This is a genomic window from Sphingomonas sp. NFR15 (genome assembly GCF_900103265.1).
GTDB classification, from domain to species: Bacteria; Pseudomonadota; Alphaproteobacteria; order Sphingomonadales; family Sphingomonadaceae; genus Sphingomonas; species Sphingomonas pollutisoli.
On record NZ_FMWX01000011.1, the window covers coordinates 60,395 to 74,120 of the forward strand.

A 13,726-nucleotide genomic window follows, 5' to 3' on the forward strand; every position below is an offset into this window, starting at 1 on the left:
GCGCCGCGCCGCCGCACGGGCGCGATCAGGCGGCCTTCACGGCGTTGGGCTTGGGCCGCCACTTGAGCTTGTCGCGCTGGACCTGCTCGACGGGCAGGATTTCGGTCGATTTGTAGCGCAGCGCCGCGCTGACCGCGCGCGCGTCGCGGGTGAGGCGGCGCAGGCCATCGGGTTCGAGCGAGGCGGCGTGATCGGTCCCCTTCCAGGTGCGATCGAGCGTGAAGTGCCGCTCGATCCACGACACGCCGAGCGCGACCGCCGCCATGTCCGCGGCGATGCCGAGGTGATGGCCCGAGAAGGCGATCGACTTGACGCTGTCGCCGAACTTTTCCCTGAGCCGGGTGATTTCGAGCAGGCACAGATCGTCGAACGCGACCGGATAGCCCGAGGTGCAGGCATAGAGGACGACGTCCTTGGCGCGGCCGCTCTGGACGAAGAACTCGACGATCTGCTCTTCCTCGGCCTGCGTCGTCATGCCGAGCGAGAGGTGGATCTCGCCGCCGAAATCGTTGGCGAGCACGCCGAGCATCTCGAAGTGCAGGTTGCACGCCGAGGGCACCTTGAGCAGCTTGGGCGCGAGCGTCGCCATCTCACGCGCCGAGGTCGTGTCCCACACCGAGGTGGAATATTCGATGCCGAGCGCCTCGCAATAGTCCTTCAACTCGCGGTGCTGATCGACGTCGAATTCGAGATATTCGCGGTGCGCGCCGTAGGTGTCGCCATAAGCGTTGGCCGGGTTCGGGTGCGGCGCGTTATATTGCTGTTCGGTCAGCAGTTCGCGGTTGTTGCGCTTCTGGAACTTGACCACGTCCGCCTTGGCATAGTCCGCCGCGGACTTGATGAGATCCTTGGCGATCGACATCTCGCCCTTGTGGTTGCAGCCGACCTCGGCAATGACCTTAACGCTCATCAAGCACTCCTGCGACTGACGCTCACCATCGCGCGGCATGAAGGGCGGTTCCTCCACGCAGGCAAAAACGCCTGATCCTTAAACGTCACGCCCGATAAGCGCCCCGCACGCGGTATCCAAGCCCGCCCGCTTCATAGCCAAAGCGGCCCGATCAGGCAATTCGAATACGCGTGCGCCGCTTCACCCGTTTCGGACGGGGCGCCTCCGCCGAGGGCGCGGCCGCCATCATCAGCGCGGCGAGCAGCGCCAGCAGGATCGCGATCGTCGTCGTGCGGACGGGATAATCGAAGGTCGAATGGAGCAGGATCGCCGCCACGCCCACGCTCGCGGCGCAGCGGATCGGGCGGTCGGGCGCGTCGGCGGCGAACCAGGCGGCGATGCCCGCCCAGCCCAGCCACGCCAGCGCCGCGAGCAGCAGCACCGCGCCGGGGACGCCATATTCGAGCAGGATCTCGAGATAATCGTCATGCGCGTGGTTGATGAAATAGGGGCGCATGTCCGCGAGCGGCTCGACCATCGCATAGATCGCCGGGAAGGTCGCGGGCCCGCTGCCGAACGGCAGGAAGCGCGGGATCGCCGATATCGTCAGCCGCGCGAACGCGATGCGGTCCGCATCGACCACGCCCTGCGTCTGCACGCGCGTGACCAGCGCGTCGCCGATCGAGCTATAGGCGAGCCCGCCGACCACCGCGATCATGGCGAGGCAGATCGCGCCCCACAGCACCAGCGGCGAGATGCCGCCGGCGGCGCGGCTGCCGCGCGGCATGACGCGCGCGAGCAGCGCGCAGCCGATCAGCACCGGCACCGCCAGCACCAGCCCGGCACGCGCGCTGGTCGCCGCCAGCCCGACGATCGCCAGCCCGAACAGCGTCGCGCCGGCGAGCGCCAGCCCGCGCGCCTCGTCGCCGCGCTCACGAAACCACGCCAGCGCGCCGGCGGCGGCGAGCGGCAGCGTGCACAGCATCAGCGTCGCCATATGGTTGCGGTTGGGGAAGAAACCGAGCGCGCCGTTGATGCTGGAGATGTCGTAGAAATGCAGCGCGTGGCTGGCGCCGCCGGGCACCTGCGCGAAGCCGACCAGGATCGCGAGCAGCGTCACCGCCAGGAAGCCGTAGAGAAGCGCCCAGCGCTGAACGACGGTCAGCCGCACCGCGACCAGGAACATCACGAGCGGCGCGAGCAGGTGGAGCGCGCTGAGCACGCCGACGCCGTCGCGCAGGCCGAGGCCGTGCCACGGCGGGGTGATGCCGGCGATCGCATAGGTGCGCAGCGCGAGATCGCGGCCCGGCACGCGCGACCACACGGCGGGCGGCAGCGGCAGCGAATAGAGCAAGGGCAGCGCGGCGATGGCGAGCATCAGCCAGACGGCGATTCGCGCCGCGCGTCCAGGCGGCAGGGCGATGCGCCTGCGGATGACGAGCCAGGTGAGGATGGCGAGCGCCAGGAGCTGAACCAGCAGATTGCCGATCGACGGCCGCGACGACCCGCCCAGGATGATGCCGGCGGCGAGCAACAGCAGCGCCGCCACGCATTCGGGCGCGAACAACCCGGCGGCGCGTACGCGGTCGCGGAGTTCGTCCATTCAGCGGGTCGCGATATCGGGCATGTGGCCACTTCTCACGTTCGCTTTTTTTGTTCAAGACGCTCGCGCATGGATGCCGACATCCAGACGCGCCGGCGTCTCATGCCAGTATCGAGCCCGACATCGGGTACGGCGCGCCTTGAATTGCTATCGCAGGGGCGCGTTCATTGGCGGTGATCTTCATGGGAACGGGCGGTTCTTCGGGACGCACACTGGCGGCGGCGGCGGCGGCGCTGCCGGAGGACTTGGCCGGCCAGCCGATCCGCTTCGTCGATACCCAGCCGTTCAACCTGCGCACCGGCGGCACCACCGCCTACGACGGCCCGGGCGAAGTCCGCCGCGCGGATCCCGACGCATGCGGGCTGAAGCGGCACACGTCGAGCTGGTCGGCGAACATGCTGCTCAACGGCGGGCAGGCGATGTATCGCCGGATGATCGCCTATGCCGCCGGCCTGATCGGCGCGGACGCCGACGTGATCGTCACCTGCCACGACCGGATCTATATCGAGACGGCGATGCTGCACGCGGCGCGGCGCCAGGGCGCGGCCACGGTGCTGCTCCAGGAGGGGCCGTTCTGCGCGATCGGCCACGGCGCGCCACGATCGCGGCTGCTGCGCGCCAAGGCGCTGGCGGCGCCGCTGGCGACGCGGCTCCTGCGCGTGCTGCCGCCGATCCCGGAGTACGGCATGGCCGGGCACGACCGGGTGATCGCCGCCTCCGATTCGTACCGCGCGCGCTGGATCGCGGCGGGGCTCGCGCCCGAGACGGTCGTCGTGGGCGGCATCCCGCGCTTCGATCCGCTTGCCACGCTGCGCGGGGCGGCGCGTCCCGCTGTCGCGCCGCTGCGGGTGCTGTACCTCGTCCAGCCGTTCGCGGCGCATGGCAAGGTCGATACGGCGGCGGCGCATGCCGCGCAGCGCGCGCTGGCAGAAGGGCTGAACGCCGCCGCCGCCCGGCGGCCGATCGCGCTGACGATCCGCTCGCACCCGCGCTCGTCGGGCGACGATGCCGGGGTGTTGCGCGGGGCCCTCGCCTTCGCGGCGGCCGAGGATCGCGGCGCGGCGCCGCTCGAAGCGGTGCTGCCCGAGACCGATCTGGTGATCGGCCATTATTCGAGCGGCATGCTCGAGGCGTTGCTGGCGCAGCGCCCGGTGGCGTGCGTGCCGGTGCCCGCCGCCGCCTTCGCCGAGGCGGCGGAGGCGGACAAGCAGATCTGGCTGACGCGAATCGGCATTCCGGTCGCCACCAACGCCGGGGAAATCGCCGCCGTGCTGGCGCAGGCGGGCGCGATGCCGGCGACGGTCGACTGGGGCCGGATCGGCGAGGAGGTCGGCACGGTCGACGGCCATGCGGCGGCGCGGTGCGCGGAATTGATCGCGGAGGTCGTCAGAAGGCGGGCGCGTTAGGCGCCTGCCGGCAGCGCCGCCATCACCCGCCGCAACCCGGCGCCGTCATCGACCACCGCCACCGGGTTCGCGGGCCAGCCGCGCAGCACGCGCGCCATCCGCCGCAGCCCGAACAGGCCCGGCACGAACAGGCTGCGCTCGTAGCGGCCGAGGTCGATCAGCCCGGTCGAGACCGCCGCCGCATAAGCGGTGTAGCGGTAGCGGCCGGCGTGCGCGATCAGCCCCTCGGGATTGGGTTCGAGCGTGATCGCGGTGGCGGCGAGCCGCCGCGCCAGCCCGGCGACATCCTCGCGCGGGTGGGGCAGGTAGCGGACCGGGCGGGGGCTTGCCGCCGCGATCGCGGCCAGCGCGGCGCGGAAGCGGGTCTCGCCGACGATGCGATCCTCGACCAGCGGCGAGCCGATCAGCAGCAGTTCGTCACGCGCGGTGGCGGGTTCGGCGGGGGTGTGCAGCACGAGGTTGCGGCGCTCGAACCGGTCGCGCACGGTCACGCGGCCGCGGTCGATCCGCCGGCGGGTGATGTCGCGCGGATAGAAGCCCGCCGCCGCCTGAACGAGCCCGCGCGCGGCGTACCAGCGGTTCGAGGTGAGATCGACGTAATGCGACAGGCCATCCTCCCACAATTCGATCGCGCCGAGGCCCGGCAGCGTTTGCAGGAAACGTTCGAGCGGCTCGCCTTCGAGGAACAGGATGGTCCGCGCGAAGCGGTGGGGGGCGAGCAGCGCGGCGACTGCCGGATAATAGGCCCGGTTGGCGCGGCGCGCGGCGGCGAACGACGCGAGCCCGCGCCCCGGCAGCGTCTCGCGGCCGAGATACAGCAGGCGGCCGGCGAAATGGCGTTCGAGCGGCGCGCGCATCGTTTCGTCGCGGAACAGCACGACATCGGGGTTCGCGGCGTTGTCGAGCAGGAACTGGAGGTGGAGGCGCGAGCGTGGCAGCGCCGCGACCGGGCCTTCGCGGTCAGCCACGCGCGAGGTGCCCGCCGGCTTCGAGCAGATCGGCGAGCAGCCGGATCGCGCCGCGGCCGCCATCGGCATCGAGCACCAGCGCCGCCGCCGCCAGCGCGCGCGGATGCGCATCCTGTGGCGCGACCGCGCAGCCGACCGCCGCCATACATTCGAGATCGTTGACGTCGTTGCCGACATACAGCGTCTCGGCCGGGTCGATCGCATGCTCGGCGAGCCAGGCTTGCAGCACCGCGAGCTTGCCCTCGATGCCGTGCTGATAGGGGAGGCGCAGCTTGCGGCAGCGCGCGGCGACGACCGGGTTGGTCTCCTTCGAGATCACCAGCATCGGCAGCCCGGCGGCGCGCAGCCGCTCGATCCCCATGCCGTCGCGGCGCGAGCACACCACGCTCTCCTCGCCGGTTTCGCTGACGAAGACGCGATCGTCGGTGAGCACGCCGTCGAAATCCATCACCAGCGCCGAGACGCGCGGCGGCAGGCCGGGCGCGCGCGCCGTCAGCCGTGCGATGCGTTCCTCGGCGATGCGGAAATCGGCGGGCTCGTCGATTTCGAGCCGGCGTTCGATCGGGGTGTCGAACAGCACGGTCTTGCCGAAGAACCGGTGGCGCGCGGCGCGGAAGCCCTCGGTCTTCATCACATACACCGCGCCGGTCTCGAGATATTCGGGGGTGCGCTGCTGGCGCATCAGCCGGACGCTCTTGTCGTGGTTGACGCCGTGCGCGCCGTCGGCGTCCTCGCCCCAGAGGAAATAGTGGAATGGGGTCACCGCGAGCGCGCTGTCGGCGCGGCGGTCGATCAGCGCGGCGATCGTGCCGTCGATATCCTCGGGCGCGGTGAGCGGCGAGGTGCATTGCAGGAAGACGAGCAGATCCGGTTCGTAACCCTCGCCCTCGCGCAGCGCGTCCAGCGTGTGGAGCAGCGCGGCTTCGGACGAGGCGGTGTCGCTCGCGAGTTCGGCCGGGCGCCGCACGACCTCCGCGCCGTAGCGCCGCGCAACGGACGCGATCTCGTCATCGTCGGTGCTCACCACGACGCGGTCGACCCGCGATGCCGCACGTGCAGCATGTATGCTGTGTGCGATCAGCGGCACGCCGCCGAGCGGCAGGACGTTCTTGCGCGGAATGCCCTTCGAGCCGCCGCGCGCCGGGATGATCGCGAGTGTCTGCAACGCGCCAAACTCCTTGGAAACACGGCACCGCAAGCCGAAAGTCCACGGCCCGCGCAACTTGAACGGCGCCTGGTTTATCCGATCTTCGCCACGAGGACATGCTTCGGCGCGTTGTTTCCTATTGCTGATCGGGACGGGCGAGTGCTACCGATATTTTGTGCAAGGGCAACATGGCGGGGAACTCTGACCTCGCCAGTTGAAAAGCGGGGCTATTGGTGATGCGATCGGGCAGTGTGTTTTTGCCGACCAATAAAGCCGTGTTTGGCGTGTTGGCTTTGGGTCTGGCCCTTCTGTCGGGTGGTTGCGCCAACCACAGCTCGATCCGGGACGGGACGGCGACGGCGGTCGTGCCGGTCACGACCCTGCCCGAACCCGATCCGCGCAATGCGATCGGCGATATCTCGCCGGCCTATTATTTCGGCCCGCAGGACAAGATCGACATCGTCGTCTATCAGCTTCCCGAGCTGACCAAGGTCGTGACGGTCGATCAGGCCGGGCAAATCGCGCTGCCGTTCGTCGGCCAGGTGATGGCGGGCGGCCACACGCCGGCGGAGGTCCGTGCCGAGATCGCCTCGCGGCTCGGCCAGTCGATCATGCGCCACCCCGACGTGACGGTGGCGGTGTCCGAATCGGTCGGGCAGCGCATCACCGTCGAAGGGGCGGTCAACCAGCCGGGCGTCTATCCGGTGCAGGGCAAGAGCAGCCTGTTGCAGGCGATCGCGCTGGCGCGCGGCACCGACAACAAGTACGCCAACGAACATATCGTCGCGGTCTTCCGCACGATCAACAACCAGCGCAACGCCGCGATCTTCGACGTGACGATGATCCGCGACGGGCAGATGGCCGATCCGGTCCTGTACGGCAACGACACCGTCGTCGTCGAACGGTCCTCGGGCAAGGTGCTGCTGCAAAACGTGATCTCCGCCGCGGTGCCGGTCGTCGGCGTGTTCCGCGTGGCGGATGCGATCAACCGGTTCTGATGGCACCGCGGACTTCCCTTCGGCTCGAGCTTTGGCGAACGATTCATGAATGAACGCACCTCCGCGATCGAACCGGCGCCGGGCGACGTCTGGCAGGATGACGGCGCGCACGGCGCGCATTCCCGGTCGTGGCAGGCGATCGGCGCGGCGGGCGCGCACGCGAGCAACGGCTTGCAGAATTTCATCGCGGTGGTGCTCAAGCGGCGCTGGCTGATTCTTGGCATCACGCTCGCCGCGCTGGTGATCGCGCTGCTGTTCACCGTGTTCACGCCGCCCGTCTATGTCGCGCGCGCGACCTTCCAGGTGCAGCGCGATGCGCCGCGCGTGGTCGATACGCAGGGCGCCACGCAGACCTCCACCACCGAGACCGATCAGGCGTTCCTCAACACCCAGTTCGCGCTGATGACCAGCCGCGTGACCGCGCAGGGCATCGTCCGCCGCCTCAACCTCGCCACCAATCGCGATTTCATCGGCAGCGGGACGCTCGGCGGGATCTTCCAGAACAGCGGCACGCCGAGCCCGGCGGAGCTGCAACAGGCGTTCGACGCGGCGACGGCGAAGGTGATGCAGAACCTGACCGCGACGCAATATGGCACGTCGCTGCTGATCCAGGTTCAGTATCAGGACCGCAACCCGCAGATGGCGGCGGCGATCGCCAACGCCGCGATCGACGAGTTCATCCAGGATTCGATCGAGCGCCAGTTCCTGTCGTCGAAATATGCGGGCGACTTCGTCGGCCGCCGTCTGCTCGAACTCAAGGCCAAGCTCGAAAAGTCCGAGCGCGACCTGGTCGATTACGCGTCGCACGAAAAGATCATCAGCGTCACCGACGCGGGCAAGCCCGGCGCGCAGGCGCAATCGCTCGATTCGGCATCGCTCAACGTCATCAACACCGCCGCCGTCACCGCCAAGGCGCAGCGGCTCGACGCCGAGGCGGCGTGGCAGCTCGCGCAGACGTCGAGCGCGGGCGCGCTCGCGCAATCGACCAACGATCCGCAGCTCAACGAACTGGCGGGCAAGCTCTCCGCGCTCCAGGCCGATTATCAGCAGAAGGCGCAGACCTTCAGGCCGAACTTCCCGGCGATGGTCGAGCTGCGCGCACAGATCGCCACGATCCAGAAGCAGATGGACGCGCAACGCGGCAAGCTGCTCCAGGTCGTGAAGGGCAATTACCAGCTCGCGCTCGACAAGGAAAAGGCGCTCAACGACCAGCTCACCAAGGCGACCAGCCAGGTGCTCGATGTCCAGTCGCGCAGCATCCAATATATGATCCTGCAGCGCGAGGTGGATACCAACCGCGCGCTGTATGACGCGCTGCTCTCGCGCTACAAGGAGATCGGCGTCGCCGGCGGGGCGAATTCGAACAACGTGTCGATCATCGACCGCGCGCGCGCGCCGGGTTCGCCGGCGTGGCCGATCCTGTGGCTCAACCTGCTGATCGCGCTGGTCGGCGGTCTCGCCATCGGTCTCGGCGTCGCCTTCCTGCTCGATTTCCTCGACGACACCTTCAAGATGCCGGAGGATGTCGAGACCAACCTCGGCCTGCCGCTGCTCGGCATGATCCCGAAGCTCGAGGAGGACGAAACTCCGCTCGGCGAACTCGCCAAGGCGCGGTCGAGCTTCGTCGAGGCGTATTTCGCGGCGCGCACCGCGTTGCAGCTCGCCGGGCCGAACGGCGCGCCCAAGTCGCTCCTCATCACCAGTTCGAACCCGAACGAGGGCAAGACCACGACCGCGATCTCGCTCGCGCAGAGTTTCGCCGAGCAGGGCAAGCGCGTGCTGCTGGTCGATGCCGACATGCGGCGCCCCTCGCTCCACAAGATGCTCGGCTTCAACAATGCCGAGGGACTCGCCAACGCGCTCAGCGGCGAGCGGCGCGCGCTCGACGTGATCGTGCATGACAGCCACGGCTTCGACGTGCTGCCGAGCGGGCCGATCTCGCCCAATCCGGCGCGGCTGTTGAGCGGCGGCTTGCGCGGGCTGATCGCCGATCTCGAGACGCGCTACGACATGGTGATCTTCGACGGCCCGCCGATCGTGGGCCTGGCCGACGTGCCGATCCTGTCGGCGGCGATCGAGGAGACCGTGCTGGTGATCCAGGCGCGCAAGAGCCGCCGCCGCGTGGTGATGTCCGCGCTGCGCCGCCTGCGGTCGAGCCGCAGCCTGATCGTCGGGGTGATCCTCACCAAGTTCGACCACCGCTCGGCCGACTATGCGTACACCTACGCCTATTCGAGCTATTACTACAGCTACGGGGACAGCCGGGCCGCCTGATGCCGCGCGTGCGCACCCGAACCCGCCGCGTAGCGACGCGGGCCGAGCGGGTGCGGGCGGGCGTGCTGATCGGCGCGGCGCTGCTCGCCGGCGCCGGCATCGCGGCGGTCGATTTCGCGGCCGACGCCTCGGTCGTTCCCGAAGTCGCGGTCCAGGTCGATCCGCGCAACAGCGACGTGCTGACCACGCTCGCCGAGAATAGCGCGCGCGACGATCTCGATGCCGCCCACGCCTATGCGCTGCGCGCGATCGCCAGCAACCCGCTCGACGATCGCGCGCTGGTCATCGCCGCGCTCGCGCGGACCTCGACCAACGAGATCGCGCGCGCCGACCGGCTGTTCGGCCTCGTCACCCAACTGACCCGCCGCCAGCCGCTCGCCGAGACGTGGATGTTCGATCTCTCGGCCGACCGCGGCGATTATGCCGGCGCGATCGACCATGCCGATGCCGCGCTGCGCCGCCACACGGTCGCGGATACCGACGTGATGCCGGTGATGATCCGCATCACCGCCACGCCCGGCGCGCTCCCCGCGCTCGCGCGCAAGCTGGCGACGATGCCGCCGTGGCGCACCGATTTCTTCCAACGGCTCGCGCGATCGAAGGAAGGCGACGGACTCGCGCTGATCGGGGCGCTCAGACAGGCCGGCGACCGCACCGCCCCCGTCGAGGTGGCGGCGATGGCGAGCCAGCAGATCGCCGCCGGCAGCACCGCCAAAGCGCGGGCGGTGTGGCGTACGGGGTTCGGATCGCCGCTGCCGCCGCTGCTCTCGCCCAATTTCGAATCGATGGTCCAGTATGGCGATTTCGGCTGGACGTTCGGCGTGCGCGGCGGCGCGCAGATCGTCGCGCGCGGCGGCTCCACGGGCGGCACGAGCGGCCACGCGCTCGAGGTTCAGCCCTCGCGCACCGGCAAGCGGCCGGTGCCGGTCGCCCAGCAGGCGATGCTGCTCGATCGCGGCGGGCACAGGATCACGTTCGAGGGGCGCGGCGTCGGCGGCGGCGGCCAGTCGGTCGCGTCGGTGGTGGTGCGCTGCGCCGGAACCGATCAGGAACTCGGCCGCGCGAGCGTGCCGGCGGGGCCAAGCTGGACGACCGCCGGCTTCGGCTTCTTCGTGCCTGCGAGCGACTGTCCGATTCAGAAGCTCGTGATCGAGGCGGTGCCCAATCTCACCCAGGGCGGCAGCCCGACGCTGATCGACACGTTTCGCGTCGAATAGCGCCCGACGCCGCTCTCCCGCGTTATCCGAGCGCCTGATCGAGCAGCTTGGCGAGCCTGAGCCCGCCGCGCTCGACCTCCAGCCGCGCCACCGGCACGAGCTTCCCGATCGTCGCATCGTCGAGCGTGACGCGCGGCGGGGTCGGCGCGCACGGGTTGCCGCCCAGCGCGCTCGCATAGGTCTGGTCGTGCGCGACCTGCCAGCTTTCGCGGCTCCAGTCGGTCACGCTGCCGGCGGCGATCTTCGCCCGCACCGCGGCGGGATAGCGCCGCACCAGCGACGGCCCGGTCGTGATCGCGCGCTCGGCGAGATAGCCGTCCCAGATCGAATGGAGGTTGAGCCGGGGCGGGCCGTAGCGCCCGTAGGTCGCCTTGACGTCGTTGCCGCCCTTGTCGCCCTTCTCGCCGGCGTGGAGCGGCTGGTGGAGATCGCCGGTGAAGTGGATCAGGAAGACGAGCGCCTGTACGCGGTCCTTCATCGGCGCGTGGCGGTCGCGCAGCGTCTTGACGTCGCGCTCGATCTGCGCGGAGACGCAATTGCCGTCCTTGCAGGCTTCGGTGAGGCTGAACGGCGCGCAGATGTTCACGTCCTGGAAGTGCCAAGTGTAGGCATAGCCGAAGCGCGGCTTGCCGTCGGCGTCCTTGAGCGGCTTGACGCAATCGGCCCAGGTGCTCGCGCCTTCGATCGTGGTGGCCTTGCATTCGGGGGTGCCGAGCAGATCGCTGTGCGCGAGCAGGTGGCGCACTTCGGCGCGCGCGCGGGGTGAGGCATTGGCATAGCCGATCTTCGCGATCGTCTCGTGCCCGAACTCCCAATAGGCGCTGGCGGGGGCGGCGGCGCTGGCGAGCGCGGCGGCGGCGAGATACGCGACGGTACGAATCATGCGGGTTTCATAGGGAGAACTGTTCTCCCGCGAAAGCGGGAGTCCAGAGCGGCGGGCGCTGTCGTGCGTGGCTCTGGGCCCTCGCTTGCGCGGGGGAACGGTTGCGCCCTGTCCGTCACCCCAGCGCACGCTGGGGTCTTGCCGGGGCGGGAGTGCCGCATCCTCGCGGGGAGACCCCAGCTTACGCTGGGGTGACAAATAGAGTGCTGGGGTGACGAATGGAGGTCTGGGGAGACAATAGAACGCTGGGGTGTCGAATGGGGCGCCGAGGTGGCTTGAAAACGTCACTCGTCGTCGAAGACCGCCACGTCTGCCGCGTGGCCGGCGGCGACGCGGCCCCGGTACATGCCCCTGGTCGAGAAGCGCCAGAACGGCGTGCCCGCGCGTGGCATAACGATCACGCCGCCGGTGCCGCCCATCGTGGTGATCTCGGCGAGCGCGGCTTCGGTCGCGGTCTGTGCGTCCTCGCGGGCGAGGCGGATGCGTGCGGCGATCTCGTGTGCGCAGACGGTGCGGATGAAGAACTCGCCCGATCCCGTCGCCGAGACGGCGCAGGCGCGGTCGTCGGCATAGGTGCCCGCGCCGATCAGCGGTGAATCGCCGATCCGGCCCCAGCGCTTGCCGGTGACGCCGCCGGTCGAGGTGGCGGCGGCGAGTCCTCCGCTCGCATCGCGCGCGACCGCGCCGACCGTGCCAAACTTCATCTCGACATCGAAGGCGCCGTCCGGCTTGGCGCGCATGATCTCGAGCTGCGCGCGGCGTTCGGGAAGGATCAGCCAATCCTGCGTCGCCGGTTCGAGATCGCGCGCGCGCGCGAAGGCGTCCGCGCCAGCGCCGGCGAGCAGGACGTGGGGGCTCCGCTCCATCACCGCGCGCGCGAGGCTGACCGGATGCCGCGTCGCGGTGACTCCGGCGACCGCGCCGGCCGCGCGCGTCGCGCCGTGCATGATCGCGGCGTCGAGTTCGGCGACACCGTCATAGCTGAGCGCGGCGCCGCGTCCGGCGTTGAATTCGGGCGCGTCCTCGAGCACGCGCACCGCCGCTTCGACCGCGTCGAGCGCCGCGCCGCCCTCGCTCAACACCGCCGCGCCGGCGGCGAGCGCCTGGCCGAGCGCGTCGCGCGCACCGGCGGGGCCGGGATTGTCGCGGGTCATGCTGCCCGCGCCGCCGTGGATCGCCAAGGCCCATGTCATGCCGCATTCTCCCTTGGGCGCAGCCGCAGCCCGATCAGCGGGCGCAGCCAGCCGATCTCGCGGCCGACCAGATAAAAGGCCCAGCAGCCCGCGACGGTGGCCGGCAACAGCACCGCGAATTCGGCGAGCGGCGGCGCGTGCAGCGGCAGCAGCCAAAATTCGACCAGGACGATGATCGTCTGGTGGACGATGTAAAAGGGGAACACCGCCTCGGTGAGCGTGCGGCGCCACGGCGTGTCATAATTCCAGTGGCTGTCGGCGAAGCCCGCCAGCGCGATCACCGCGCACCAGCCCTGCACCACGCGCGCGGTGGCGAAGGTGACCCCCCACGGATTCGCGGGCATGGTGTTGCCGGGCCAGCGCCACTCGATCGCGGCGACCACGCCGTACGCGACCAATGCGACCACGCCGGCGGGCTTCCACCACCGCCCGATCGCCGCCATCGCGGGTGCCGATCGTGCCAGCGCGAAGCCGAACAGGAAGCCGGGGAAATAATGGAGGTGGGCGACGCCGTCGTGCAGTGGATCATGCGTCTCGCGCGCGCCCGGCAGCAATATGTCCACCCCGAGCAGCCATACGATCGGCACGACCACGATCAGCGCGCCCCCGAACAGCGACCCGAACAGCCAATCGAAGCCGCGTTGCGCACGCAGCCAGGCGCCCGCCGCGATCAGCAGCGTCAGCGCGAGCGTGTAACACCACAGATAGCCGACGAACCACAGGTGCTGCCACGTCGGCAGCGCGATGCCGTGGAGCCGGTGGAAGCCGAAATAGTCGTGCAGCCAGAACCAGGCGAAATCGTGTGGATAGTGATATTTGACCGCGAGTTCGATCCATGGCTGGACCGGCACGATGAAGATCACCCCGAACAGCAGGGGGATCAGCAGCCGCTTGCTGCGCGCGGTGATGAAGCTGCCGAGGTGCGCGCCCTTGGAGAGCAACGCGCGGCTGGCATAGCCCGAGATCACGAACAGCAGCATCAGCCGCCAACTGTTCGCCGCCATCATCGGGATCGCCACCCAGGGGATCGGGTGCGCGGTCTTAACATGGAAATCCCAGGGCACGAACACCATGCCGATATGGTAGAGGATCAGCAGCGCGAACGCGCCGACCCGCAACCAATCCATGCCGTAATGCCGTTCCATCGC

General features: G+C 69.5%; 11 protein-coding genes. 4 read left to right on the forward strand and 7 right to left on the reverse strand.

Translation table 11 applies throughout. The annotated features are described in order from the left end of the window. Positions 1-25 precede the first annotated feature (25 nt). Both BLS81_RS19015 and BLS81_RS19020 read right to left on the reverse strand, forming a co-directional pair. The gene (locus BLS81_RS19015) at positions 26-910 is read right to left on the reverse strand and encodes an N-acetylneuraminate synthase family protein (protein WP_093226307.1); all 885 of its coding nucleotides are present in this window, start codon (positions 908-910) and stop codon (positions 26-28) included. Between the two features lie 151 nt (positions 911-1,061). Next, positions 1,062-2,492, reverse strand: a complete 1,431-nt coding sequence (locus BLS81_RS19020; RefSeq protein WP_093226269.1) for an O-antigen ligase family protein — start codon at positions 2,490-2,492, stop codon at positions 1,062-1,064. 167 nt (positions 2,493-2,659) lie between these two features. Between BLS81_RS19020 and BLS81_RS19025 the strand changes: the two genes are divergently transcribed. Then, positions 2,660-3,898, forward strand: coding sequence for a hypothetical protein (locus tag BLS81_RS19025; RefSeq protein ID WP_093226270.1), 1,239 nt, complete (start codon positions 2,660-2,662; stop codon positions 3,896-3,898). On the opposite strand, the gene BLS81_RS19030 is transcribed toward BLS81_RS19025, so the two are convergent. After that, a complete protein-coding gene (locus BLS81_RS19030; protein ID WP_143023412.1) occupies positions 3,895-4,866 on the reverse strand; it encodes a hypothetical protein in 972 nt (323 codons plus the stop codon). The genes BLS81_RS19025 and BLS81_RS19030 overlap by 4 nt on opposite strands. Beyond that, positions 4,859-6,031, reverse strand: coding sequence for an acylneuraminate cytidylyltransferase (locus BLS81_RS19035; protein ID WP_093226273.1), 1,173 nt, complete (start codon positions 6,029-6,031; stop codon positions 4,859-4,861). The genes BLS81_RS19030 and BLS81_RS19035 overlap by 8 nt, the downstream gene beginning before the upstream one ends. Before the next feature lie 269 nt (positions 6,032-6,300). Here BLS81_RS19035 and BLS81_RS19040 point away from each other — a divergent pair, with 269 nt between their 5' ends. The 3 genes from BLS81_RS19040 to BLS81_RS19050 are packed head-to-tail and all read left to right on the forward strand — an operon-like array spanning position 6,301 to position 10,502. Then, on the forward strand, positions 6,301-7,011 hold the full coding sequence (locus BLS81_RS19040; protein WP_176787264.1) for a polysaccharide biosynthesis/export family protein: 711 nt from the start codon (positions 6,301-6,303) through the stop codon (positions 7,009-7,011). A 45-nt stretch (positions 7,012-7,056) separates the two neighbouring features. After that, a complete protein-coding gene (locus tag BLS81_RS19045) occupies positions 7,057-9,285 on the forward strand; it encodes a GumC family protein (RefSeq protein ID WP_093226275.1) in 2,229 nt (742 codons plus the stop codon). Positions 9,286-9,293: 8 nt separating this feature from the next. Then, positions 9,294-10,502: a tetratricopeptide repeat protein gene (locus BLS81_RS19050; protein WP_176787265.1), complete on the forward strand. Its 1,209-nt coding sequence runs from the start codon at positions 9,294-9,296 to the stop codon at positions 10,500-10,502. 22 nt (positions 10,503-10,524) lie between these two features. Here the strand turns inward: BLS81_RS19050 and BLS81_RS19055 are convergent, their stop codons facing one another. The 3 genes from BLS81_RS19055 to BLS81_RS19065 form a co-directional block, all read right to left on the reverse strand. Beyond that, on the reverse strand, positions 10,525-11,385 hold the full coding sequence (locus tag BLS81_RS19055) for a S1/P1 nuclease (protein WP_093226279.1): 861 nt from the start codon (positions 11,383-11,385) through the stop codon (positions 10,525-10,527). Between the two features lie 284 nt (positions 11,386-11,669). Next, the gene (locus BLS81_RS19060; protein WP_093226280.1) at positions 11,670-12,578 is read right to left on the reverse strand and encodes an isoaspartyl peptidase/L-asparaginase family protein; all 909 of its coding nucleotides are present in this window, start codon (positions 12,576-12,578) and stop codon (positions 11,670-11,672) included. Next, the gene (locus BLS81_RS19065; RefSeq protein WP_093226282.1) at positions 12,575-13,723 is read right to left on the reverse strand and encodes an acyltransferase family protein; all 1,149 of its coding nucleotides are present in this window, start codon (positions 13,721-13,723) and stop codon (positions 12,575-12,577) included. Before BLS81_RS19065 ends, BLS81_RS19060 begins: the two co-directional genes overlap by 4 nt. Positions 13,724-13,726 lie beyond the last annotated feature (3 nt).